The following is a 24,357-nucleotide window of genomic DNA, read 5'->3' as shown; positions in this document are numbered from 1 at the left end:
ATCAATAATAAGGGCAGGCATACCTTGCCTGCCCGATTAAACTATCTCTAAAATAATAGATATATAATGATAGCTAAACAGCTATATGCTTTAACAATTTCACTTTACGCTTGAAAGCAAATCAAATAACTACAACCCAAAATAAATCTATTAAGTAACTATGACAAAAGAAGAATTTATTAAAGACATTCGCACAGGTATAGCTGACACTTTACCTGAGCCACAAGCATACGACCCTTCTATCAATCACGCACCAAAGCGTAAGGACATTCTCACACAAGAAGAGAAGAAACTTGCACTACGCAATGCCCTGCGTTATTTTCCAAAGAAGTTTCATGCAGCATTAGCTCCAGAGTTTGCGGAGGAGTTACGCCAATATGGTCGTATCTATATGTACCGTTTTCGCCCTACATATGAGATGTATGCGCGTCCTATCGACGAATATCCTCATAACTCTAAACAAGCGGCAGCCATCATGATGATGATTCAGAACAACCTTGATAAGGCTGTTGCACAGCATCCTCATGAATTGATTACATACGGTGGTAATGGTGCCGTATTCCAGAATTGGGCACAATATCGATTGGTGATGAAGTATTTGAGCGAGATGACCGATGAACAAACATTGGTGATGTATTCTGGTCATCCGCTCGGACTCTTCCCTTCTCATAAGAATGCTCCTCGTGTAGTGGTAACAAATGGTATGGTAATACCAAACTATTCTAAGCCTGACGATTGGGAACGAGATAATGCCTTGGGCGTAAGTCAGTATGGACAGATGACCGCAGGTTCCTATATGTATATTGGTCCACAAGGTATTGTTCATGGCACAACCATTACTGTTCTAAATGCTGCACGTAAACGATTGAAGGCTGGAGAGACAAGTATCAAAGGTATGCTCTTCGTTACTTCTGGCTTAGGCGGTATGTCTGGTGCTCAACCTAAGGCTGGCAACATAGCTGGTGTAGTAAGTATTACAGCAGAAATCAACCCATTAGCAGCACAGAAACGTTATGACCAAGGTTGGGTTGACGAACTGCATACTTCACTCGATGAACTAATTCCTGCAGCATTGAAGGCTGTTGAAGAGAAACGAACTGTCTCTATGGCTTATGTTGGTAATGTTGTTGACCTTTGGGAACGCTTAGCAGCAGAAGATGTACACGTTGACTTAGGAAGTGATCAGACCTCCCTCCACAATCCATGGGCAGGTGGCTATTACCCTGTAGGACTTTCTTTGGACGAGTCTAAGCGTATGATGGCAGAGGAACCACAGCTCTTTAAAGAGAAAGTTCAGGAGTCTTTACGCCGTCAGGTGGCAGCTATTAACAAGCTGACAGCGAAAGGTATGTACTTCTTCGACTATGGAAATGCTTTCCTTTTAGAGTCAAGTCGTGCGGGAGCGGACATCATGAAGGCTGACGGTAAGTTCCGTTATCCTTCTTATGTACAAGATATTATGGGACCAATGTTCTTCGATTATGGCTTTGGACCATTCCGCTGGGTTTGTTCATCAGGTAATCCAAAGGACTTAGAAACATCCGATCACATTGCAACAGAGGTATTAGAGGAAATACGCAAGACTGCAACTCCAGATATTATCGGTCAACTTGACGATAATATTCATTGGATAAAAGAAGCAGGAAAGAACCATTTAGTTGTTGGTTCTCAGGCCCGTATCCTTTATGCTGACTCGGAAGGACGCACCAAGATTGCCTTGGCTTTCAATGAAGCAATACGTAGGGGAGAAATCTCTCGACCTATCGTTTTAGGACGTGATCACCATGATGTGTCGGGAACAGACTCTCCTTTCCGTGAGACATCTAATATATATGATGGCTCACAGTTCTGCGCTGACATGGCTGTACAGAATGTTATCGGCGACTCTTTCCGTGGTGCAACATGGGTATCTATCCACAATGGTGGCGGTGTTGGCTGGGGAGAAGTTATCAATGGTGGCTTCGGAATGGTGATTGATGGTAGTGAAGACTCTGACCGTCACATCCGTCAGATGCTCCTTTGGGATGTCAACAACGGTATTGCACGTCGTAGTTGGGCACGCAACACAGGTTCTATTGATGCCATTCGAAGAGAGATGGAACGTACCTCAGGACTCTGTGTTACTCTCCCTAACTTCGTTGATGATGATGTTATAAATACTGCTTTTTAATCATTTAAATCTATTATACTAATCCTTAGAAACTATGAACAAAATTCATCAGATCAGTGCCGAGCATCTGTCTATTGAGCAGATTGGTGAGATAATCAAGAATGGCACAAAGCTTGAACTTTCTGAAGATGCACGTCAACGAATTATTCGTTGTAGAGAGTATCTCGATAATAAGATTAAAGAATCAGAAACTCCTATCTATGGTGTGACAACAGGTTTCGGTTCTCTATGTAAGATATCCATCGACAAGGATAGTCTTTCACAGTTGCAGAAAAACCTCGTAATGTCTCATGCTTGTGGTGTAGGGGACCGCGTGCCGAATGAGATTGTAAAGATAATGTTGCTGCTCAAGATTCAGTCGCTCAGTTATGGTTACTCAGCCTGTCAGCTGAAGACCGTCGAGCGACTGATAGACTTCTTCAACAACGACATTTATCCTATTGTATATATGCAAGGATCGTTAGGTGCATCAGGCGACCTCGTTCCTTTAGCTCACCTTTCTCTACCACTTATCGGTATGGGTGAAGTTGAATACAAAGGCGAAATCTTCTCTGGTGCTGCCATCCTTAAAAAGATGAAATGGGAGGTTATCGAACTCGTTTCTAAAGAAGGACTTGCCTTACTCAATGGAACTCAGAATATGAATGCCTTCGCTGTATGGGCACTCTTACAAAGTGAACGTTTGAGCGAGTGGGCTGATGTTATCGGTACAATGTCTCTTGAGGCTTACGATGGACGTATTGAACCATTCACACACGCTGTTCACGCTGTTCGTCATCACAAGGGACAGATTGACACTGCAGCACGTATAAGAGAACTATTAGAAGGCAGTGAGCTTATTAAACAGCCTAAAGTCAACGTACAAGACCCTTATTCATTCCGCTGTATGCCACAGGTACATGGCGCATCAAAGGACACCATTGCCTATGTTAAGTCTGTCGTAGATATTGAAGTGAATGCTGCAACTGATAACCCAACCGTTTGTCCTGATGAAGATCTTGTTATCTCAGCAGGAAACTTCCACGGAGAACCAATTGCACAACCAATGGACTTCCTTGCTATCGCACTCTGCGAACTAAGCAATATCTCTGAACGTCGTATCTATAAGCTCGTTTCTGGAACACGCAATCTACCAAGTTTCCTTGTAGCTAAACCTGGTGTAAACAGTGGTTTTATGATTCCACAATACACAGCAGCATCTATTGTTAGCCAGAGTAAGACTTATTGTACACCTGCATCTGTCGACAGTATTCCATCTTCGCAAGGGCAGGAAGACCATGTTAGTATGGGTGCCAATGCTGCAACAAAGCTCTATCAGGTTGTATTGAATACGGAGCGTGTACTTGCTATCGAACTTTTCAATGCTGCACAAGCACTTGAGTTCCGTCGTCCGTTAAAGTCTTCTCCTACGATAGAAGCTATCCATAAGGCTTATCGTGAGAGTGTACCTTTCATTGACACAGACGAGTTTATGGCACCTCACATCGCCAAGTCTGTTGAATTCTTACGCAAATAAATAAGTCATAAAGGGGTTGTATCAAGATTGTCTACAATTTTGACATAACCCCTTTCTTATTGAACATCCCATATTCTCACACTTTCATAGATTATAGGAACACTTGAAATGAAAAGATTAATAGTAAAAAACATCGGCTTACTTGCTGGTATAGGGCATGAGGGAAAGCTATGTCTTAAAGGTAAAGAGATGACAGAACTAAACACGCTGCCCAATGCTTACCTTATTATAGAGGACGGACATTTTGCTGATTACGGTAAGATGAGTGATTGCCCACCAGCTTTTGGGAACGAGGAGATTGTTGATGCAGAAGGAGGAACAATTCTCCCTTCATGGTGTGACTCTCATACCCACATTGTCTTTGCTGGTAGTCGAGAGCAAGAGTTTGTTGACAAGATTCGTGGACTTAGCTATGCAGAAATTGCTAAACGTGGTGGTGGTATCCTTAACTCAGCAGATCGCCTTCATGAAATGAGTGAAGAAGATCTTTATCAACAAGCGATGAAACGTGTTGATGAGATTATTAGAAAAGGAACTGGATGTGTAGAGATAAAAAGTGGATATGGACTTAACATGGAAGATGAACTAAAGATGCTCCGTGTTATCCGTCGTATCAAAGAGACAACACAGCTGAAAGTCGTTGCAACATTCCTTGGTGCACATGCTGTTTCGCGTGAATATAAAGGTAGACAAGATGCTTATGTTGATTTGATTATCAACGAAATGATACCAGCTGTGGGTGCAGAGAAATTAGCAGAGTTCATTGATGTCTTCTGTGACACAGGTTTCTTTACCCCAGAAGAGACTGCACACATTCTAAAAGCTGGTGCAGAATATGGTATGCGACCAAAGATTCATGCCGACGAGTTAGAATCATCTGGTGGTGTAGAGGTTGGTGTAGAGCATAACGCACTGTCAGTTGATCACTTAGAGAGTATGACAGAAGAGGAAATAAAGATTCTAAAGAACAGCAAAACCATGCCTACTGCACTTCCAGGAACCTCCTTCTTCCTTAACCTACCTTTTGCCTTAGGACGAAAGATGATAGATCGAGGATTGCCACTTGCCCTTGCAAGCGATTATAACCCGGGCTCTACTCCATCAGGAGATATGAAGTTTATCATTTCTCTTGCCTGTATCAAGATGCGCCTAATGCCAGCAGAAGCAATCAACGCCGCAACCTTGAATGGAGCATGTGCAATGGGATTAAGTAAGGAATATGGCTCTATAACACGTGGAAAGGTTGCTAACTTCTTCATTACAGATACGATTCCTTCTATTGAATTTATCCCATACGCTTACACAACACCTATCGTAAAACGAGTCTTCCTACAAGGAGAAGAGTATGTATAGGTAGATTTAATGACACATCATAATAAGTTGAAACTACATTAGTAACATATTGCAAGGTAATCAAGCCTCAACGACACATTTATTGAAAAGGGGAGAACAAGTCATTATGACGGTTCTTGCGAAATATGGAGTGATAAAGTAGACCCTTAGATAATAAGGTACACGGAGAGCAAAGAGGACTAATAGCTATACACGGAAATACCTATGGTATAAAGAGCAACAGAGAAGTTCCACACAGGTTTCTGATATCTTTATCATCTATTTTTCCAATAAAAACTGCAGCTATGGTCCTTTGATTCCTCCCTCGTCGGTGTCACTGTGGGCTACGTATCTTTAAATAAAGCCCTCGTTACCTTCGTGCATCTGTGTTATATTTAAAGTCGCAAGGCAATGAAATATATTGACAAAAAGATTGAAGAAAAGGCAGGGAAGTGACTTAAAAGTGAGTTATTTTAACGCTTACATAAGTTACTTGTTATCAAATAGTTACCAGAGGGAGCTTTTAAAAGGTGCTTAACAAGGGTCCAAAAGGGCGTTAGTTAGACCTCAAAAGGGCATCTTTTGCAAGCCAATTAGGCGTTTATAGCAAGCCGTTTAGTGGTCTTTACAAAATCGATATGTGAAAAAATCGGACATCATTACCTTTATTTAGTAAGACAAGAATGACTTATTTATGTGGGAATGCTTACCGTATTGTAACACTTTTGAATCTATCACAAATAAAAAAGTCCATAAACTCTTGAAGAGTCTATGGACTTATGCTTTAATTGCGAGCGAGGGTTATGCCTCTGCTGGTGCCTCCTCTGCAGGAGCCTCAGAAGTAGTATCCTCAGCAGCCTGTGCTGCCTCAGCCTCAGCCTGTGCTGCAACGGCAGCAGCCTTCTTGTCTGCAACCTTCTTAGCAATAGCCTCGTTAACCTTCTTCTCAGCCTCGAGGTTCTGAGCAGCAGCAGCCTTCTTCGCGTCGGTTACCTTCTTCTCAACAGCCTCTGTAGCTGCAACCTTAGCCTGCTTCCAAGCATCAAACTTCTGCTGGCATGCAGCCTCGTCGAATGCGCCCTTCTTAACACCACCACGGAGGTGCTTCATCATGTAAACGCCCTCACCCTTAAGGATGTTACGAGCAGTGTCTGTTGGCTGAGCACCTGTCTCAACCCAGTAAAGAGCACGATCAAAATTCAAATATACTGTGGCTGGATTGGTGTTAGGGTTATAAGTACCAATCTTCTCAGTAAACTTACCATCACGTGGTGCACGAGCGTCAGCGATTACGATGCTGTAGAAAGCATAGTTCTTACGACCACCGCGCTGCAATCTGATTTTTGTTGCCATAATTCTTTAATAAATATTTTAAAGGTTTGAATTTAATGCTGTCATCTCGTGACAGCGACTGCAAAATTACTTCTTTTTTTTCTAACAGCCAAAAAATCTGATGATTATATTAATGCCACAACGATTATTTCTTGTACTGCTACGGCTTTTTTTTATAAAAGCATTTCAAGATTTGACAGCTTTCAATACTAAATTATCTTACAGTAATATGGAAACAACCCTGATGCTTCTCATGCTTTATGAAGCATCGTCCTTGTGAACGTAAGTCGTTAAGCACTTCACTTAAAACCCATTTAAGAGTATCATTTGTCACAGGACGAGTAACTGAAACATATTTATTGTAAGCAATATCAAAGGTTGTACCATACAGGTGGCAGCTATTCTCTGTTGCATTATGATTATGCCGACGAAGCTTCTCAACATCTTCCTTTGTTCTCAATACGCTTGAAACTAAAAGTTTATTGATAGGAACTCCCTTTGTCTGCAAGCTATCCATAAAGTTACGGGCAATATCTTGAAGTAAGATAGCAGCACGTGGCACAAGATATGGTATGCTACTATTCAACTTCTTCATATTATAATATGGATTACTACCAACATATACCAACTCGCTCTTACGCTTCTCAGCATCAGCACGATCAGCAACAGGCTTCACACCATAACGCAACGCAGCTTCAAGTTGCTGTGGCTGTGAGTCAGGGAAGCTCTCCTCATAATCTCTTACACCAACGATTCTATTTTTCTTCTGTGAACCATCTGATGTAAAGAAATGAGACATCTTAACATTACTTGGAGTTGATTGAGCTTTAATCTTAGCTGAGTCAACTTTTTCCATGACATGCGTGCTATCACTATCAACTTTGGATAATGCTTTCATCCTATCATGAGCGATAGACGGAAACAGTAACCTTATGAGGGCTAAAAGAAAAGTTATAGCAATGAAGCCCAATAAAAAACGATTCTTTGTTATCTTCTTTTTTTGTTTCATTGATACAAAGGTAATAAGTTTTTGCTGATTGCGAATTATGAATTAAGAATAATTTGTAAGTATCATTATTTTATAGTAACTTTGCGAACAAATATAAAGTAGAAAAAATTGATAGAGAAGCATATAGTTCTTGAAGATATAGACCCAGTAGTCTTCTATGGGGTTGGCAATGGTCACCTCCAAATGATAAAGTCACTCTTCCCTAAGTTGAGAATTGTTGCAAGAGACAATGTTATTCGCATCTTAGGTGATGAGGAAGAGATGGTAAAGATTGAAGAAGATATTGAAACCATGCGTAAGCATGTGGAGCGGTATAACACCATTACAGAAGAGGACATCCTTGATATCGTGAAAGGTCGTAAGACCAAAGCTGATGCGGTAAAGGACGTCCTTGTTTATTCTGTATCGGGCAGACCTATTAAAGGTCGTTCGGAACATCAGCAGCAACTGATTGATGCCTTCGAGAAAAACGATATGATATTTGCAGTTGGACCAGCGGGAACAGGTAAGACCTATCTCAGTATTGCTTTGGCTGTTAAGGCTCTCAAAGAGAAAGCTGCAAAGAAAATTATCTTATCACGCCCAGCCGTTGAAGCTGGTGAGAAACTTGGCTTCCTTCCGGGTGACATGAAGGATAAGATTGATCCATATCTTCAACCACTTTATGATGCTTTAGAGGATATGATCCCTGCTGTCAAACTACAAGATATGATGGATAAGCATATCATTCAGATTGCTCCATTAGCATTCATGCGAGGCCGAACACTGAGCGATGCTGTTGTCATCCTTGATGAAGCACAGAACACAACACCAGCACAAATCCGTATGTTCTTAACACGAATGGGCTGGAATACAAAGATGGTTATTACAGGTGACCTTACGCAGATAGACCTCCCCCATGTCGAGAAAAGCGGATTGAAAGAAGCTCTTTCTATTCTAAATGGGGTGGATGGTATATCGGTCATCAATCTTGACAAGAAAGATATTGTAAGACACAAATTGGTTACGCGTATCGTGAACGCATACGAAGCACACGATAAAGCTAACAAGAGATAGGACTCTATAAACATAAAAACAATGAAAGCATTAACAAAAACTGAATTCCATTTCGATGGACAGAAAAGTGTGTATCACGGCAAAGTACGTGATGTGTATGACATCAACGACGATCTTATCGTCATGGTAGCTACCGACAGAATCTCTGCATTCGACGTTGTACTGCCAAAGGGAATACCATTCAAAGGACAGGTTTTAAACCAAATTGCTGCCAAGTTCCTTGACCTGACAACAGATATCTGTCCTAACTGGAAGTTGGCTACTCCTGACCCAATGGTAACTGTTGGTCTGAAGTGTGAAGGCTTTCGTGTTGAAATGATTATCCGTTCAATCCTTACAGGTTCTGCATGGCGTGCCTACAAGGACGGATGTCGCGAGATTTGTGGCGTAAAACTCCCTGATGGTATGCGTGAGAACGAGCGTTTCCCAGAGCCAATCGTAACTCCAACTACTAAGGCTGACGAAGGTCACGACATGAACATCTCTAAGGAAGAGATTATTGAGCAGGGTATTGTTTCTGCAGAAGACTATGCAATTATCGAAGACTGGACACGTAAACTCTTTGCACGTGGTCAGGAGATTGCTGCAAAGCAGGGCTTGATACTCGTTGATACAAAGTATGAGTTCGGCAAGCGTGATGGTCAGTGCTACCTCATTGATGAGATTCACACACCAGACTCAAGCCGCTACTTCTACGCAGAAGGTTACGAGGAGAAACTTGAGAAGGGTGAACCTCAGAAGCAACTTTCTAAGGAATTCCTTCGTCAGTGGCTTATTGAGCACAACTTTATGAATGAGCCTGGACAGACAATGCCTGAGATTACAGATGAATATGCAGAGACTGTTAGCGATCGTTATATCGAGCTCTACGAGCATATCACAGGCGAGAAGTTTGACAAGGCTGTTGAAGATGGTGATATTGCTGCACGTATCGAAAAGAACGTGAAGGAGTACTTAGCTTCAAGAAAGTAAATTGATAAATACTAAATTCATAATTCTAAATTCATAATTTTGATTAGAACTATTCAGTGCTTAACACCTAATATGCTCTAATAGCATATCAAAGAATAGTAATCATAATTATGAATTATGAATTATGAATTATGAATTAAACAAATATGTACGAGCAGGAAAAGATTAAGCCCTATGATGGCGATGGCGAGAAAGGAAAACTAATAGAAGAGATGTTTGATAACATCGCACCCACTTATGACACCCTAAATCATCGTCTTTCTGGAAATATTGATAAGGGGTGGCGTAAGAAAGCTATTCGTCAGTTGCAGCCTTTCCGTCCAAAGCAGATGCTTGACATTGCTACAGGTACTGGCGACTTTGCCATTCTTGCAGCTAAAGAGCTGAAGCCTGAACATCTTATTGGTGCAGATATTTCTGAAGGTATGATGGTTATCGGTCGTGAGAAGGTAAAAGCTGCAGGACTAAGTGATGTCATTTCTTTTCAGAAAGAAGACTGTCTTAACCTTTCTTTTCCTGACAATACGTTTGATGCTGTGACAGCTGCATTCGGTATTCGTAACTTCCAGAACCTCGACAAAGGACTTGCCGAGATTTGTCGTGTACTGAAGAGGGGCGGACATCTAAGCATAGTAGAACTGACAACACCTGTTAAGTTCCCTATGAAACAACTTTTCCGCATCTATTCTAACACATTCTTGCTGAACTATGCTAAGTTTATCTCAAAAGATAAAAGTGCATATGAATACCTTAACAAGACTGTTGAGGCTTTCCCACAAGGCGAAAAGATGATGGAGATATTCCAAAAAGCAGGCTTTGCGAAAAGCTCTTTCCGCCGGTTGACATTCGGTATCTGTACAATGTATTTTGCAGAGAAATAGGATTCTTCTGAGATATTGACTTACAAAACCTAATATGACAGAGAGAAATTATTAGACACATTATCATAATAGTTTTGATTTCATTTTCCTGTCACATTTAACACTTCAAGTTAAACAAGTGTGATACAGAGCATTAAGCAACCGATTTGAATGACAGAAGTGACAGGAAAGTTTGTTTGTAAGTAGAATATCGTTCGATGTAACGGATGGATAAAATAATTTATAGAACAAGGTAAAGATATGGACAAGTACGGACTAATTGGCTACCCATTAGGGCATTCTTTCTCTATTGGCTATTTCAATGAGAAATTCGAGAACGAACACATCAATGCCCAATATATCAACTTTGAAATTCCATCAATAGAGGATTTCAAAGAGGTTGTTGATGCTAATCCTCAATTACGTGGACTGAATGTGACCATTCCATATAAGGAGCAGGTAATTCCTTATCTTGATAGTCTTAGTCCAGAAGCTAAAGCTATTGGTGCTGTAAATGTTATTCGTGTCACCCACAAAGGCAATAAAACTATACTTAAAGGCTTCAATAGTGATGTGATTGGCTTCACACGTAGTATTGAACCTTTACTTGAACGCCACCATAAGAAGGCGCTTATCCTCGGAACTGGGGGTGCATCAAAGGCTATCAACTATGGGCTAAAGTCGCTCGGACTGGAAACGAAGTTCGTATCACGTACAAAACGAGCTGAGGTTTTAACCTACGAAGAAATAACTCCTGAGATTATTCGTGAGTATAATGTGATTGTTAACTGTACTCCACTCGGCATGTATCCCAATACTGAGGTGTGTCCGTCGCTTCCATACGAGGCTATGGACAGCCATACACTACTCTACGACCTACTTTATAACCCTGATGAAACCTTATTTATGACAAAAGGGCGTGAGCGTGGAGCTATTATAAAGAATGGTCTTGAAATGCTTCTTCTACAGGCTTTCGCAAGCTGGGAGTTTTGGGAAGGAGAAGAACAGAAATAAAACTGATTCATCCAAAACATATAGTGAGAAACTAAAGCCCTTACATTATAAGGTAAACCTTATCACTCCAAATTACTAAAGACCCATAAACTTTCTGAAAGGAGATGAGGAATAAGGAGGAAAGATTAACTTAATCTTTCCTCCTTATTTTATATACGGAAAACACATCGTCATCTCCCCTACTCATTTGAAAAGAGATTGGTATAAGAGCATTTGTCCTAATTTTTTACTCCCTATTTTTAAGAACATGCTCTTTTAGCTTCTAAAAGACGCCCAATAGGCTTGCAAAAGATGCCCTTTTGGGGTCTTACTAACGCCCTTTTGAAGTCCGATTAAGCACCTTTTACTTTCACGTTTTACAAATATCTGATTCTCTGTAGGTTACGAATGTATCAAACAGAAGTGATTTTTGACCATTCAAAGGGGGAAATTAGTAATCTAATGTCAATATTTTTTCAACAGATACATACTCCCAACCTATTTACTTAAAGATGGATGTGGGCTGTTTTATTCCTACACTACACCCACTTTGTAACCTTAGTTGTAGGCAACTTTAATAGACTTCCCATTGGACAGACAAAGCGACAATAAGGACGTGGTACAAAGAATGACAGCAAGATAAACACAACAGCTATCAGAATAATTACCCAAGCTGCTGATTTGAATATAAAAGCTACAAACAATTCATAATCCATCCACTGTGACCAAACACCTGCAAGCATCAAGATCATCAACACCCAAAACAATAGTTTACGGAAATGTTCAAGATATTGTACAGTCTGTTTGCTCATCTTCAACTTATTATGATTTATCATTCCCGCCAACTCTTGTACAGAGCCTAACGGACAAACATGCGTACAGTAGTAATTCTTCTTACCAAAAAGGGGATAAATGAAGGCTGTTATCAACATAATGATAGGAATCAATGATATCCATACATTCATACCACCAGACATGAAGCCAACAAGAACAGACCATGAAATGAATGTTCCTCCCCATAAGCCTAAAACCACAAAGTTCAATAAGAGCTGGAAGACACGATAACGCTTGTTCTTAACAAACAAAGGAATAATAGCTGCCATAAGAACAACAATAAAACCAATTATCGTCTTTGCTCGTAAGTCCAGTCTATCTAAGAATGAAGTCTCTTTCACATTCTTAGCCGCATACTGTAAACCAGCCTTCATATTTCCAATAATAGCATTTGAAGAGTAAGTGGCTCCAGTTACGCCGTCAACCTTCATAGCCAACGCCTGCTCGGTCGTTTTACCATTCCAACGATTTAATAATTCACTGGCTTCTTGGAAGAATTCGGGGGTCTCAGAATTATGTAATGCCTTTACCTGCTGTACTTTCCCTTTCTTAAGATAAATATCTAAAGGAACTGTGCCTCCAAAGCCCTTTACATCCTTTGCTAAATAAGTGGTATTGATAACAACCCTACCATCATCTAATGTACGAAGGGTATCTATCTTGGTTTTTGTTTCCTTGTTATCATTACTAAACACACGATTACCCAATAGTTTTCCATCACGTTGTACAGCCGCAACTGCCAAAACCAATATGCAGGCTAATAACAAAAATAATTGTTGAAGTTTCTTCATTAAACTGATACATCTTTTTATTCTGGGAAATGCAAAAATACAAATAAATATCGAAATCAACCTAATGTGAGATACAGATAATTGAACTTTTTTACACTTTAACTTTATTAACATCAAAATATTATATTTTATTTTGCCTCTTCACGGCTTTTTCCTATATTTGCAAGCAGACTTTGCAAATAGGTCTACCTAAGCATATACTTACAAGCTACCAAACGAAGAACCAAACTTATAAACCTAAACAATATGACAAACAAAAGAACATGTCTATATGACAAACACGTAGCATTAGGTGCACTTATCACTCCTTTTGCAGGCTTTGACATGCCCATCCAATATACAGGAATTATTGATGAGCATAACGCAGTAAGAGAACATTGCGGAGTTTTTGATGTGTCTCACATGGGAGAGGTTATAGTATCAGGTCCCGAAGCAGACAAGTTTATTAACCATATCTTTACAAATGACGTAAACGGACTTGCTGCGGGTAAGGTGCTTTACGGTATGATTTGCTACCCTGATGGTGGAGTTGTAGATGACACATGTATTTGTAAACTTGACGACCACTTGTACCTCATGACAATCAATGCTTCCAACATTGATAAGGACATAGCATGGATTGAACAGAACGCAGAAGGTTTCGATGTTATTATTGAGAACAAGAGCGAAGCTTATGGTCAGTTAGCAATTCAAGGTCCAAAGGCTGAAAGCATGTTAGAAGATGTACTCGGGCTTGCTTGCAAAGAATTGAAGTTCTATGAGGTAAAGCGTCTTCAGCAAGATGGTACTGAGGTTATCGTTTCTCGTACAGGATACACTGGAGAAGACGGTTTTGAAGTTTATGGCACACCAGAATATATCGTAAAGATATGGGATAAACTGATTGAAGCTGGCGTAAAACCTTGTGGATTAGGCTGCCGAGACACCTTGCGTTTTGAGGTAGGAATGCCTCTATATGGTAATGAACTTTCTGATAAGATAACTCCAGTCATGGCTGGTTTATCAATGTTCGTGAAGTTTGATAAAGAAGAGTTTATCGGAAAGGAAGCCCTTTTGAAACAAAAGGCAGAAGGTGTCAGCCAGCGTCTCCGTGGTATTGAGTTAGACGATAATGCTATTCCTCGTCATGGATACAAGGTTCTGAAAGATGGTGTAGAAGTTGGTGAAGTCACCACGGGCTACCACCTCATCTCTGTTGATAAGAGTTGTGCTGTCGCATTGGTAGAAGCTTCCGTTCAGTTGGGTGATAGACTTGAGATCCAAATCCGCAAGAAGACTTTCCCAGGCACTGTTGTTAAGAAGAAATTCTATGAGAATCACTATAAGAAATAAAATCTATAAAGCTAATAAACAATCAAAAAAATAATATTATGGCAAAAGTTATTGAAGGACTCTATTATTCAGAGTCACATGAATTCGTGAAAGTAGTTGGCAGTGTTGGCTATATTGGTATTACCGATTATGCACAGCACGCTTTAGGTAACATCGTATATGTTGATATGCCAGATGTAGACGATAACATTGAAGTAGACGAAGATTTCGGTGCTATCGAGAGTGTTAAGGCTGCTTCAGACCTCAAGTCTCCAGTCTCAGGTAAGGTTATCGAAGTTAATGAGGCATTGGAAGATGAACCAGACTTGCTCAATAAAGATGCATACGAAAACTGGATTATAAAAGTTGAACTTACAGATACTGCAGAGCTAAAGAATCTTATGGATGCTAAAGCTTACGAAGAATTCTGTGCAGAATAAAGTTCTACGAAATAAATATATGGGCGTTTATAAGTGCAAATAGGTGATGATAGAAAAGCCTATCATCGCTTATAAACGCTTATTTATATTTATATCAGTCTACTACTAACCTATTCAATCCTAAACAAATGATTCATAAGTTTTTACCTCACACAGGTGAGGATATACAACAGATGCTTGACCGTATTGGCATAAAGAAGCTTGAAGACCTATATGCTGAAGTACCCGAGAGCATCCGTTTCAAGGGAGATTATGATATTCCTGAGACGATGAGCGAGTTAGAAATACGCGCTTTCTTTGAGAAACTTGGACAAAAGAATGACAAACTTACTTGCTTCGCAGGTGGAGGTGTATATGACCACTATGCGCCAAGTGTTATTCAGAATCTTCTCAGTCGTTCGGAGTTTCTTACATCATATACCCCCTATCAAGCTGAAATATCACAAGGAACACTCCATTATATCTTTGAGTTCCAAAGTATGATGGCTGAACTTACTGGTATGGATATTGCCAACGCTTCTATGTATGAAGGCACTACAGCAAGTGCTGAAGCTATGATGGTAGCTTTTGATAATGCCAAGAAGGCTGACACTGTATTATATTCTGAGACTTTATGCAAGAATATCATTGGCGTATTAAAGACTTACGCACATTTTCATGGCATTAAGCTCAAGGCAATCAAGGCGGTTGATGGAGAGACTTCACACGAAGACTTAAAGAACCAATTGCAGGCAGGTGGTGTGGCTGGAGTTATCGTACAACAGCCTAATCGACATGGTATTATTGAAGACTTTACAGGCTTTGCTGATACTTGCCATGAAGAAAAGGCACTGTTCATTATTAACAGTGTTGCAGCTGACCTTGCTTTATTAAAGACACCAGGAGAATGGGGTGCAGACATTGCTATAGGCGATATTCAGAGTCTTGGACTTCCAATGGCATTTGGTGGACCATACGCAGGCTACATGTGTTCAACTGAAAAGCTAATGCGTAAGCTCCCTGGTCGTATCGTGGGTAAGACATGCGATAGCCGTGGACAGCGTGTATTCGCACTGACGCTACAAGCACGTGAACAGCATATCCGTCGTCAGAAAGCAACTTCAAACATCTGTTCTAACCAGAGTTTGATGGCGCTTTATGCTACAATCTACATGAGTATGATGGGAAAAGAGGGTATAAAGGAAGCAGCACAGATAGGCTATGATGGTGCACATTACCTTTGCGAACAACTCCTTAGTACAGGAAAAGTTAAGCTTGTTTACAACAAGCCTTTCTTTAATGAGTTCCTTATTCAAATGAAGGAACGCGACACCTTCTTCGACAAGGCTATCAAACAGGGCATTCTCCCAGGTATCAAGGTTGATGATGACAAACTCCTTATTGCCGTTACAGAGAAACGTACAAAAGAGGAGATTGATACACTCGTCGGATTATTATAGTCACACAAAGTTTTTCTAAATCTACGCAACAATGAATAATAAACTATATGGCAATCTGATATTTGAGTTGTCACATCCAGGAAGACGTGCTTACAGCCTCCCTGAGAATCGTTTTGGCCATCATCCTTTACCCGACTTCTGCAAACGAGAGAAAGATGCAGAGCTACCAGAATGTGATGAGATGACGGTTGTACGTCATTATACTAATCATAGTGAGAATAACTTTGGCGTTGATAATGGTTTCTATCCTCTGGGGTCTTGTACGATGAAGTACAATCCTGTCATCAACGAAGAGATAGCTTCAATGCCATGCTTTACAGCCCTTCACCCCCACCAACCTATTGAAACAGTCCAAGGTGCACTGGAGGTTGAATACAATATTCAACGTGCTCTTGCTTCTATTACGGGTATGGCAGAAGTCACACTTAACCCATACGCTGGTGCGCATGGCGAGTTAACAGGTCTGATGCTCATAGCATCTTACCATCAACAGCGTGGTGACACAAAGCGAACAAAAGTTATCGTACCTGACTCTGCTCATGGTACTAACCCTGCCTCTGCTGCTGTTTGTGGTTTAGAGATTGTGGAAGTAAAGAGTACAGCTGAAGGACTTGTTGATGTCAACGACTTAAAACCTCTCTTGGGTGATGACATTGCGGGTATGATGATGACCAATCCTAACACCTTAGGTCTCTTTGAGAAAGATATTCCAGAGATTGCTAAGCTCATACATGACTGTGGCGGTCTGCTGTATTATGATGGTGCCAACCTCAATCCACTATTAGGTGCAGCACGTCCTGGAGACATGGGATTCGATGTTATTCACCTCAATCTACACAAGACATTCTCTACACCACATGGTGGAGGTGGTCCTGGTGCTGGTCCTGTCGGTGTCGCCGAGAAACTAATTCCATTCCTTCCAAAGCCACATGTAAAGAAAACAAAGGATGGTTTTGTTGTTGACAATCCAGATACGACAGGAGAGTTCTCGTCTGATAATATTCGTATTAGCGGTTACCTCGGCAATTTCCTCGTTATCCTTCGTGCCTATACTTATATTCTCACACTTGGCAAGAAGCATCTCAAGGAGGTTGGACCATTTGCAACTCTAAATGCGAACTATATCAAGGAATGTTTAAAGGATGATTACGAACTTCCTATTGACACACTTTGTAAACACGAGTTTGTATTCGATGGTTTGAAGGATAAGAGTACCGGTGTAACAACAATGGATGTTGCCAAACGCCTACTCGATTATGGCTATCATGCTCCAACAATATATTTCCCACTTCTGTTCCATGAGGCTATGATGATTGAGCCTACTGAAACTGAAAGTAAGGACACTATTGATGGATTTATAGAGGTGATGCATACTATTGCTAAAGAGGCTCTTGAGAACCCAGAGCTTGTTAAGGGAGCACCATACAACACACCTATTGGACGTGTAGATGATGTTCTTGCAGCTAAGCATCCAATCCTTACTTATCGTCAGCTTGTCAACGACGTAGAGGAGAATGTATAGCATATCTCCACAGTAACTCTATTAGAGATTGAATATGAAAAAGACAAATCTATTAATAATCGGTTCGGGACCTGGTGGTTACCGAACCGCTTCCTATGCTGCTCAGAATGGTTTGGAAGTGACTATCATTGAGAAAGCACAGCCTGGTGGAACCTGTCTGAATGCTGGTTGTATTCCTACGAAATGCCTTGCACATGATGCTGAGCTACGCCTTACGACTTCTTCTCTTTACGAAACGACTCCCCCGCTCGATTTTACAAAGGTAATGGAGAGGAAAGAAGGAGTTATCAATCAACTTAGAGAGGGCGTAAGCACTTTGCTTAGTCAGCCTGGTATAGACTTTATTGTAGGCGAGGCTCGATTTGTTTCTGACCATGTTATTGAAGTAAATGGCGAACAAATAGAGGCTGAGCATATCATCATTGCGACTGGATCACGTTCAAAGATGCCACCTTTCATGAGTGAAGAAGACTTCTTGAGCCAGTCTGAAACAGCACAAAACATTGTCACATCCACAGAATTACTTTCTATTGCGAAAGTTCCTAACCGTCTCACAATCATTGGAGCAGGAGTTATCGGAATGGAATTTGCCTCGGCTTTCTCAGCTTTCGGTAGTGAAGTGACAGTTATTGAATTTATGAAGGAATGCCTCCCTCCTATTGACAGCGACATAGCTAAACGCTTAAGGAAGACATTAGAGAAAAGAGGTGTAACCTTCTACATGCAGAGTGCCGTAAAACAAATCCTATCACCTGCAGAGAGTGGACAAGAGTATACAACCGTTGTATTCGATAAAAAGGGTAAAGAAGATAGAATTGATACCGACCTTGTATTGATTGCTACCGGTCGTCAAGCTAACTTCGACAATATTGGTATTGAAACAACTGGCATAGAAGTAAACGCAAAGGGTATTGTTGTCAATGACAATATGGAAACAAATGTGAAGGGTGTATATGCTATCGGTGACGTCAATGCACGCCAAATGTTAGCGCATGCAGCAACCTTCCAAGGCTTCCGTGCTGTCAATCATATTCTTGGAAAGGACGATAATATCCGCCTTGATATCATGCCATCTGCAATCTTTACATATCCAGAAGCAGCCTGCGTGGGTAAGACTGAAGACCAGTGTAAAGCTGAGGAAATAAAGTTTTCTACTCGAAAAGGCTTCTATCGCGCCAATGGTAAGGCTTTAAGCATGGAAGAAACTGAAGGTATGATAAAGGTGCTGATAGCTGAAGATGGCTCTATATTGGGCGCACACAGCTATGGCGCACACTCTGCCGACCTTATTCAAGAAGTTGCAGCTTTAATGAATTATGATGCTAAACTGGATAAGATACGAGACATCATTCATATCCATCCTACGTTAAGTGAAATTCTACAAGATGCACTCCTATAAAAAGACAAGAATATTGGTTTCATTCTCTAAAATGACAATAATGAACCTTTCTTCTCACATTTAATCAACGTGCCGATACTTAGCACGTGTGGTGCGGAGGCTTAGCACATGTCGTGTTGATGCTTAGCACCAATGGTGTGGAGCGATAAACACCTGCAAATATGTACTCATGACGAGGGCAAATTGTTATCAAAAGAAGGTTATAAAACCAATAAACTATTAAAGTTATACACAAAAGAACATTATCATTTCTGCTCCTTTCAACACAAAGAACAAAGGGATTCACCTCCAGAAGTAAATACTTTTAAGTATAAAATGTTTGGAGGATAAAAATCTTTATGCTAACTTTGCACGCAGAAAGGATACAGATTTAGTCGTATCGATTCGATCGGGATAGTCATCAAATAAATTAGAAAACCCGAGATGACTTCTTTTGTTAATGGCGGGCCACATAAATCGCATTTCAGCGACTAAGCCGCAAGGTCAGTGGATTACAAAGACGAGGAGCTCTCTTATCATTGATACTCGGACTTTTCATCACATCGTCGATACGACTTTTCTAATTCCCATTTCTTTAAAGAAGAGGGATTGAGGTGGGGTTTCCAAGTGATTCCCCACCTTTTTCAATTATTCAAGCGTATAGTAATTATGTAAAACTTAACCTCCTATAAGTAGCCTGTGAAGTTATAAAAGATTATCTATCAATACTTATACCATCATTTAGGCTTTCTTAAAGGGGATAATAAAAGAAATTTAGCAATGTTCTCAGGAATTGTAGAAGAGATGGCAATCCTTAGAGGGATTGAACATGAACAGGAGAATATCCATTTCACTTTTCAATGTTCATTTACAAAGGAATTGAAGATTGACCAAAGTATTGCACACAATGGAGTGTGCCTTACGGTCGTTCGCTTCCAAGACGATACCTATACGGTGACAGCCATGAAGGAAACCCTTGAACGCTCGAACTTAGGCTTACTCAAAGTGGGGGATCGTGTGAATATAGAACGTTCAATGATTATGAACGGTAGATTAGATGGACACATCGTACAAGGTCACGTTGATCAAACAGCTAAGTGTGTTAATATGGAAGATGCAGATGGTAGTACCTATTTCACCTTCGAATATCCGTGCAACCGAGAGATGGCACAACGTGGCTATTTCACTGTTGATAAAGGGTCAGTTACGGTCAATGGCGTCTCGCTGACTGTTTGCGAACCTACAGATAACAGCTTTAAGGTAGCCATCATTCCTTACACACGAGAGAATACCAATTTTGCTGACATTAATATTGGCACTGTGGTAAACCTCGAGTTTGACATTCTTGGCAAATATATAGCACGCTTAAACAGCTTTACAAAATAGATATTGTAAATATTTATTATCACAGCATCTAACAACCCTAAACAACGTAGGAAATAGAGTAAAGAAAGCTATTTTAGTGTTGTTTAGGGTTGTTTTATTATAAAAATAAGTTAATTAAAAACCTTTTGTATATATATAACAATAGGTTAATGTAAAAAAAACTCACATATTCAGTCAATACATTTTATTTTACAAAAAGTTTTATTACCTTTGTTTGCAGATATAGTTGTAAAGACAAATAAAAGTAATAAATGAGGAAACAAACAGACATATTTAAGAGCTTTTGGAACCAAATTATCATTTGGCTTCCGCTTTTCCTCATACCAATTTTGTACGCTCCGCAAGGACATACATCATGGCAAAACGACTTGTCGATATATATCATTCCCCTTTCAATGATGGCAGTTGCATATACCAATTATTTTGTACTTGCCCCCATGTTATTAAAGGGACGGAAGAAAGAGTTTTGGGTAATCAATACACTGCTCATCCTTTTCTTATCTATTGCACAGCACGAATGGTTATACTACATCTCAGGTGAGCAAAACCTGACGACTTATCCATACCAAATCTTTGTAGAAAACAAAGAGGACAAGTACGTATACCCACACATCTTTTTTATTATACGCAATGTCTTTAACCTAAGTATCTGTGCTGGTGTTGCAACATCGATACTAATGGCACAGCGTTGGTCAAAGGCTGAAAAGGAAAAGCGTGAGGCAGAAACAGCAATGACAAAGGCTGAGTTGGTAAACTTACGTCAGCAAGTCAACCCACACTTTTTGCTCAACACAATGAATAATATCTACGCGCTGACAGCTTTCGATACAGAAAAGGCGCAGAAGGCAATTATCGACCTTTCAAAGATGTTACGACATATTCTCTATGACAACCAGCAGCCTTACGTCTGCCTGAAGGAAGAAGTAGAGTTCTTACACAATTATGTCGACTTGATGATGATACGCATACCAGAGAATGTAGAAATCAAACGCGAGTGTAACATCCCATCTAATTGTAACATCCATGTTGCGCCAATGATATTTATCTCATTGTTAGAGAATGCCTTTAAACATGGTATTAATCCAGAGCAAAAGAACTTTATTCACATAAAGTTAGATGCAAATAATGAGCAAATAATATTCTCCATACAAAATAGTAACAACCCAAAGGGAGAGGCAGAAAGGAACGGTCACGGCATAGGTCTCAAACAAGTAGAGCGCCGTCTTGAGCTTGCTTACCCTGGTAAGTACAAATGGGAGAAGGGATTTGATCGTAATAGAAATACATATTCATCTAAAATTATCATTTATGACACTAAACTGTATAATCATTGACGACGAACCTTTAGCAGCAGACTTGCTTGCGAGTTATGCTAAGAAAACACTCTTTTTGAACTTAATTGGTGTTTTTAATAGTGCTGTAGAAGGCGTAAAAGCCATCCGTGAGAATAGGGTTGACCTCATATTCTTAGATATACAGATGCCTGAACTTAGTGGACTGGAGTTTGCAAAGATTCTACCAAAGGAAACTAAGATTATTTTCACAACTGCATTCAGCCAATATGCTATAGATGGTTACAAGGCAAATGCAATTGATTATCTTATGAAGCCAATTAGCTATGATGACTTCTTAGCAGGTGCAAACAGGGCTTTAGACTGGTTCCAAAGTACCCGTCAGACAGAGAATGCATCGAACGACCGCTTTATCTTTGTGAAGAGTGAGTACAAACTGGTTAAAATCATGTTTGATGACATCCTCTATATTGAAGGATTGAAGGACTATGTTAAGATTTATCTTGCTAACGACCATAAGCCAATCATGAGTCTAATGAACATGAAGAAGATTGAGGAGTCACTTCCTAAACCTGAATTCATGCGCATTCATCGTTCCTACATCGTACACATGAAGAAGATTGATGGCATTGATCGTTTCCGCGTTGTAATCGGTGATGCTATCCTTCCAATCTCAGATAGTTATAAGTCAGTTCTTCAAGATTATCTTGATGGACATACATTATAAGTTTGAAAAGATAAAACAAACAAAATAATAAAGACACTAACTTCTGTCTCTTTCAAAAGAAGAAAATAGAAGTTAGTGTCTTTTTTATGCTTTAAACCCATAGATAACTATATGGGTAAGAAAAGTCAAAAAGACGAAATGGATAGTGAAACTAATCCAATTCAAAACTCATATATATATGTTTCTACCACGCAAACATCAGAACAACGCTACTTACTCGTAGTCAATCCACTGCGTTTCGTGCGCTTAAATGAGCGGTAATCATCAAGTTCAATCTCAACATCTGGCTCTACCAGTTCACCTTCTCTTGGTAACTGGAACTTCATATACTTGATGTTCAATCCACGTTCAATCCATTGATTCTCATAATAAGTATGAATACCAAGAATCTCACGTGTCTTCTCATCCATCTGATTCTCAGCTACCCTCCCCTCGCTTAACTCATTACCATAGAGGTCTTCCGTACGGAACAGAACTGGCAAATGGTTCACATTAACCATGTAGGTAGTATATGTAAAGAGGAAGTTTGAATCCGTCTTAAGATGAACAATACCACCATCTATCAAGAAACGACGATAACGATTCATGAAGAAGGTAGAAGTCAGACGCTTATGCACGTTCTTCATCTGAGGATCCGAGAAGGTAAGCCATATCTCTTGCACCTCATCTTCGCTAAAGAAACGGTCGATAATCTCAATGCTGGTACGCAAGAAAGCTACATTATCCAACCCTTCTTCCAAAGCTTGTTTAGCACCTGTATAGATACGAGCCCCCTTAATATCAACGCCAATAAAGTTGATATTAGGGTAAACACGTGCCAAACCAACAGTATATTCACCCTTACCACATCCCAACTCAAGTACAATCGGGTTATCGTTATGGAAATACTGTTCACGCCAATGCCCTCTCATTTCAAACGGAACTTCACTGATAACGCCATAAGGATATTGGAAAACGTTCTTAAACGTTTCCATCTCTGCAAATTTCTTTAACTTACCTTTACTCATGAGTGCAAAGGTACAATAAAAATAAGGAACGAGCCGTAAGGAGCAGTATTTAATTTATTTAGACTGACTGCATAGCTATAAATTCACTTGATTACAAGATATTTTTGTACCTTTGTACTCTAAAAGTGATTCATCATGGCAATAAAAGCTGCATTCTTCGACATAGATGGTACGTTAGTATCCTTTAAGACGCACCAGATTCCAGCATCTACGATAAAGGCTATTGAGCAGGCAAAAGAACAAGGTGTAAAGATTTTCATCTCCACCGGACGCCCTGTAGCCATCATCAATAACATTGATGCCATCCGTCATCTTATTGATGGATATATTACTTTTAATGGTGCGCGTTCCTTTGTTGGCGAAGAAGATATCACTTTGATGCCTATTCCCGAAACCGAGGTACGCGCAATGATTGAGGATGCCAGCCGTCGCGACTATGCCGTTTTAGTATGTGGCCGAGATGTTGTTGCACTTCATAATCATAAACCTATCTTTGACGAGATTTTCGTCCAAGACTTAGGTGTTAACAATATCGATATCAATAAACCTGTAGAGCCACTGCTCAGCCAACCCGTTCTGCAGCTAACACCTTTCTTCAGTGAAGAAGATGAGAAGGCTATTTCCTCATCAATGCCACACTGTGTATCAGCACGTTGGCATCCAAATTTCACCGATATTACTGTACAAGGAGCTGACAAAGGGAACGCATTGAAGCAGATGTCAAAGCATCTCGGTATCGGTTTGGAAGAATGTATTGCCTTCGGTGATGGTGGCAATGACATGACGATTCTCCAAACAGCCGGTATCGGTGTCGCAATGGGAAATGCCTATGAAGGAGTAAAGGCTGTGGCTGACTATGTCACAACAAGTGTAGATGAGGACGGCATACGAAATGCCTTCATACATTTCGGAATTATAAACAACTAAAGATTAAGGGTTATGGCTTCTGAATCTTGATTCATAAGCATATATAACTATACATTAGGAATT

At 40.2% G+C, this 24,357-nt stretch carries 20 protein-coding genes; 16 read left to right on the top strand and 4 right to left on the bottom strand.

Going from position 1 to position 24,357, the window contains the following annotated elements; genetic code table 11:
- Nucleotides 1-160: 160 nt before the first annotated feature.
- From hutU to hutI, 3 genes are all read left to right on the top strand, one after another.
- Nucleotides 161-2,170 carry a urocanate hydratase gene (gene hutU, locus FIU21_RS00600; RefSeq protein WP_004359846.1) on the top strand — a complete coding sequence of 670 codons (2,010 nt, stop codon included), beginning with the start codon at nucleotides 161-163 and terminating at the stop codon, nucleotides 2,168-2,170.
- A 34-nt stretch (nucleotides 2,171-2,204) separates the two neighbouring features.
- Nucleotides 2,205-3,686 (top strand): histidine ammonia-lyase, encoded by a 1,482-nt coding sequence (gene hutH / locus FIU21_RS00595; RefSeq protein ID WP_004359848.1) that lies wholly within the window; start codon nucleotides 2,205-2,207, stop codon nucleotides 3,684-3,686.
- Nucleotides 3,687-3,794: 108 nt separating this feature from the next.
- Entirely contained in the window at nucleotides 3,795-5,039 is a 1,245-nt protein-coding gene (hutI, locus tag FIU21_RS00590; protein ID WP_004359850.1) for an imidazolonepropionase, read from the top strand.
- 780 nt (nucleotides 5,040-5,819) lie between these two features.
- Here hutI and FIU21_RS00585 read toward each other — a convergent pair.
- Nucleotides 5,820-6,371, bottom strand: coding sequence for a 30S ribosomal protein S16 (locus FIU21_RS00585; RefSeq protein WP_004359858.1), 552 nt, complete (start codon nucleotides 6,369-6,371; stop codon nucleotides 5,820-5,822).
- A gap of 193 nt (nucleotides 6,372-6,564) precedes the next feature.
- A complete protein-coding gene (locus FIU21_RS00580) occupies nucleotides 6,565-7,359 on the bottom strand; it encodes a DUF5715 family protein (RefSeq protein ID WP_036886085.1) in 795 nt (264 codons plus the stop codon).
- 108 nt (nucleotides 7,360-7,467) lie between these two features.
- Here FIU21_RS00580 and FIU21_RS00575 point away from each other — a divergent pair, with 108 nt between their 5' ends.
- The 4 genes from FIU21_RS00575 to FIU21_RS00560 all read left to right on the top strand — a co-directional run bounded on the left by FIU21_RS00575 (nucleotide 7,468) and on the right by FIU21_RS00560 (nucleotide 11,261).
- The gene (locus tag FIU21_RS00575; RefSeq protein WP_004359860.1) at nucleotides 7,468-8,415 is read left to right on the top strand and encodes a PhoH family protein; all 948 of its coding nucleotides are present in this window, start codon (nucleotides 7,468-7,470) and stop codon (nucleotides 8,413-8,415) included.
- Between the two features lie 21 nt (nucleotides 8,416-8,436).
- A complete protein-coding gene (locus FIU21_RS00570) occupies nucleotides 8,437-9,387 on the top strand; it encodes a phosphoribosylaminoimidazolesuccinocarboxamide synthase (RefSeq protein ID WP_004359861.1) in 951 nt (316 codons plus the stop codon).
- Nucleotides 9,388-9,533: 146 nt separating this feature from the next.
- A complete protein-coding gene (gene ubiE, locus FIU21_RS00565) occupies nucleotides 9,534-10,268 on the top strand; it encodes a bifunctional demethylmenaquinone methyltransferase/2-methoxy-6-polyprenyl-1,4-benzoquinol methylase UbiE (RefSeq protein ID WP_004359862.1) in 735 nt (244 codons plus the stop codon).
- Nucleotides 10,269-10,508: 240 nt separating this feature from the next.
- Nucleotides 10,509-11,261 (top strand): shikimate dehydrogenase family protein, encoded by a 753-nt coding sequence (locus FIU21_RS00560; protein WP_004359863.1) that lies wholly within the window; start codon nucleotides 10,509-10,511, stop codon nucleotides 11,259-11,261.
- 518 nt (nucleotides 11,262-11,779) lie between these two features.
- On the opposite strand, the gene FIU21_RS00555 is transcribed toward FIU21_RS00560, so the two are convergent.
- Nucleotides 11,780-12,865 (bottom strand): 4Fe-4S binding protein, encoded by a 1,086-nt coding sequence (locus FIU21_RS00555; protein WP_036886089.1) that lies wholly within the window; start codon nucleotides 12,863-12,865, stop codon nucleotides 11,780-11,782.
- A 246-nt stretch (nucleotides 12,866-13,111) separates the two neighbouring features.
- Here FIU21_RS00555 and gcvT point away from each other — a divergent pair, with 246 nt between their 5' ends.
- The 8 genes from gcvT (at nucleotide 13,112) to FIU21_RS00515 (ending at nucleotide 22,360) form a co-directional block, all read left to right on the top strand.
- Entirely contained in the window at nucleotides 13,112-14,197 is a 1,086-nt protein-coding gene (gene gcvT / locus FIU21_RS00550; RefSeq protein ID WP_004359865.1) for a glycine cleavage system aminomethyltransferase GcvT, read from the top strand.
- A 38-nt stretch (nucleotides 14,198-14,235) separates the two neighbouring features.
- On the top strand, nucleotides 14,236-14,616 hold the full coding sequence (gene gcvH / locus FIU21_RS00545; RefSeq protein ID WP_004359866.1) for a glycine cleavage system protein GcvH: 381 nt from the start codon (nucleotides 14,236-14,238) through the stop codon (nucleotides 14,614-14,616).
- 128 nt (nucleotides 14,617-14,744) lie between these two features.
- Nucleotides 14,745-16,055 (top strand): aminomethyl-transferring glycine dehydrogenase subunit GcvPA, encoded by a 1,311-nt coding sequence (gcvPA, locus tag FIU21_RS00540; protein WP_004359867.1) that lies wholly within the window; start codon nucleotides 14,745-14,747, stop codon nucleotides 16,053-16,055.
- Nucleotides 16,056-16,086: 31 nt separating this feature from the next.
- Nucleotides 16,087-17,577 carry an aminomethyl-transferring glycine dehydrogenase subunit GcvPB gene (gcvPB, locus tag FIU21_RS00535; RefSeq protein ID WP_004359868.1) on the top strand — a complete coding sequence of 497 codons (1,491 nt, stop codon included), beginning with the start codon at nucleotides 16,087-16,089 and terminating at the stop codon, nucleotides 17,575-17,577.
- Nucleotides 17,578-17,611: 34 nt separating this feature from the next.
- Entirely contained in the window at nucleotides 17,612-18,976 is a 1,365-nt protein-coding gene (lpdA, locus tag FIU21_RS00530; RefSeq protein ID WP_004359869.1) for a dihydrolipoyl dehydrogenase, read from the top strand.
- A gap of 759 nt (nucleotides 18,977-19,735) precedes the next feature.
- Entirely contained in the window at nucleotides 19,736-20,341 is a 606-nt protein-coding gene (locus FIU21_RS00525) for a riboflavin synthase (RefSeq protein ID WP_004359870.1), read from the top strand.
- A 251-nt stretch (nucleotides 20,342-20,592) separates the two neighbouring features.
- A complete protein-coding gene (locus FIU21_RS00520; RefSeq protein ID WP_036886101.1) occupies nucleotides 20,593-21,675 on the top strand; it encodes a sensor histidine kinase in 1,083 nt (360 codons plus the stop codon).
- The gene (locus FIU21_RS00515; RefSeq protein WP_004359872.1) at nucleotides 21,650-22,360 is read left to right on the top strand and encodes a LytR/AlgR family response regulator transcription factor; all 711 of its coding nucleotides are present in this window, start codon (nucleotides 21,650-21,652) and stop codon (nucleotides 22,358-22,360) included. The genes FIU21_RS00520 and FIU21_RS00515 overlap by 26 nt, the downstream gene beginning before the upstream one ends.
- A 209-nt stretch (nucleotides 22,361-22,569) precedes the next feature.
- Here FIU21_RS00515 and trmB read toward each other — a convergent pair whose 3' ends face one another.
- A complete protein-coding gene (trmB, locus tag FIU21_RS00510) occupies nucleotides 22,570-23,367 on the bottom strand; it encodes a tRNA (guanosine(46)-N7)-methyltransferase TrmB (RefSeq protein WP_004359879.1) in 798 nt (265 codons plus the stop codon).
- Between the two features lie 135 nt (nucleotides 23,368-23,502).
- Between trmB and FIU21_RS00505 the strand changes: the two genes are divergently transcribed.
- Nucleotides 23,503-24,294 (top strand): Cof-type HAD-IIB family hydrolase, encoded by a 792-nt coding sequence (locus FIU21_RS00505; protein ID WP_004359880.1) that lies wholly within the window; start codon nucleotides 23,503-23,505, stop codon nucleotides 24,292-24,294.
- Nucleotides 24,295-24,357: the final 63 nt, after the last annotated feature.

The organism is Prevotella melaninogenica (genome assembly GCF_013267595.1).
GTDB classification, from domain to species: Bacteria; Bacteroidota; Bacteroidia; order Bacteroidales; family Bacteroidaceae; genus Prevotella; species Prevotella melaninogenica_D.
The sequence above is the reverse complement of the archived record's forward strand: the minus strand, read 5'-3'. Positions and strand labels throughout refer to the sequence as shown.

Excerpts from the sequence above, each read along its gene's own strand:
- FIU21_RS00520 (WP_036886101.1), top strand. The coding sequence starts at position 20,593 with ATGAGGAAACAAACAGACATATTTAAGAGCTTTTGGAACCAAATTATC.
- lpdA (WP_004359869.1), top strand. The coding sequence starts at position 17,612 with ATGAAAAAGACAAATCTATTAATAATCGGTTCGGGACCTGGTGGTTAC.
- FIU21_RS00560 (WP_004359863.1), top strand. The coding sequence starts at position 10,509 with ATGGACAAGTACGGACTAATTGGCTACCCATTAGGGCATTCTTTCTCT.
- FIU21_RS00585 (WP_004359858.1), bottom strand. The coding sequence starts at position 6,371 with ATGGCAACAAAAATCAGATTGCAGCGCGGTGGTCGTAAGAACTATGCT.
- gcvPB (WP_004359868.1), top strand. The coding sequence starts at position 16,087 with ATGAATAATAAACTATATGGCAATCTGATATTTGAGTTGTCACATCCA.
- hutI (WP_004359850.1), top strand. The coding sequence starts at position 3,795 with ATGAAAAGATTAATAGTAAAAAACATCGGCTTACTTGCTGGTATAGGG.
- FIU21_RS00515 (WP_004359872.1), top strand. The coding sequence starts at position 21,650 with ATGACACTAAACTGTATAATCATTGACGACGAACCTTTAGCAGCAGAC.
- FIU21_RS00580 (WP_036886085.1), bottom strand. The coding sequence starts at position 7,359 with ATGAAACAAAAAAAGAAGATAACAAAGAATCGTTTTTTATTGGGCTTC.
- FIU21_RS00525 (WP_004359870.1), top strand. The coding sequence starts at position 19,736 with ATGTTCTCAGGAATTGTAGAAGAGATGGCAATCCTTAGAGGGATTGAA.
- FIU21_RS00505 (WP_004359880.1), top strand. The coding sequence starts at position 23,503 with ATGGCAATAAAAGCTGCATTCTTCGACATAGATGGTACGTTAGTATCC.
- hutU (WP_004359846.1), top strand. The coding sequence starts at position 161 with ATGACAAAAGAAGAATTTATTAAAGACATTCGCACAGGTATAGCTGAC.
- hutH (WP_004359848.1), top strand. The coding sequence starts at position 2,205 with ATGAACAAAATTCATCAGATCAGTGCCGAGCATCTGTCTATTGAGCAG.
- gcvT (WP_004359865.1), top strand. The coding sequence starts at position 13,112 with ATGACAAACAAAAGAACATGTCTATATGACAAACACGTAGCATTAGGT.
- FIU21_RS00555 (WP_036886089.1), bottom strand. The coding sequence starts at position 12,865 with ATGAAGAAACTTCAACAATTATTTTTGTTATTAGCCTGCATATTGGTT.
- gcvPA (WP_004359867.1), top strand. The coding sequence starts at position 14,745 with ATGATTCATAAGTTTTTACCTCACACAGGTGAGGATATACAACAGATG.
- trmB (WP_004359879.1), bottom strand. The coding sequence starts at position 23,367 with ATGAGTAAAGGTAAGTTAAAGAAATTTGCAGAGATGGAAACGTTTAAG.
- FIU21_RS00570 (WP_004359861.1), top strand. The coding sequence starts at position 8,437 with ATGAAAGCATTAACAAAAACTGAATTCCATTTCGATGGACAGAAAAGT.
- gcvH (WP_004359866.1), top strand. The coding sequence starts at position 14,236 with ATGGCAAAAGTTATTGAAGGACTCTATTATTCAGAGTCACATGAATTC.
- ubiE (WP_004359862.1), top strand. The coding sequence starts at position 9,534 with ATGTACGAGCAGGAAAAGATTAAGCCCTATGATGGCGATGGCGAGAAA.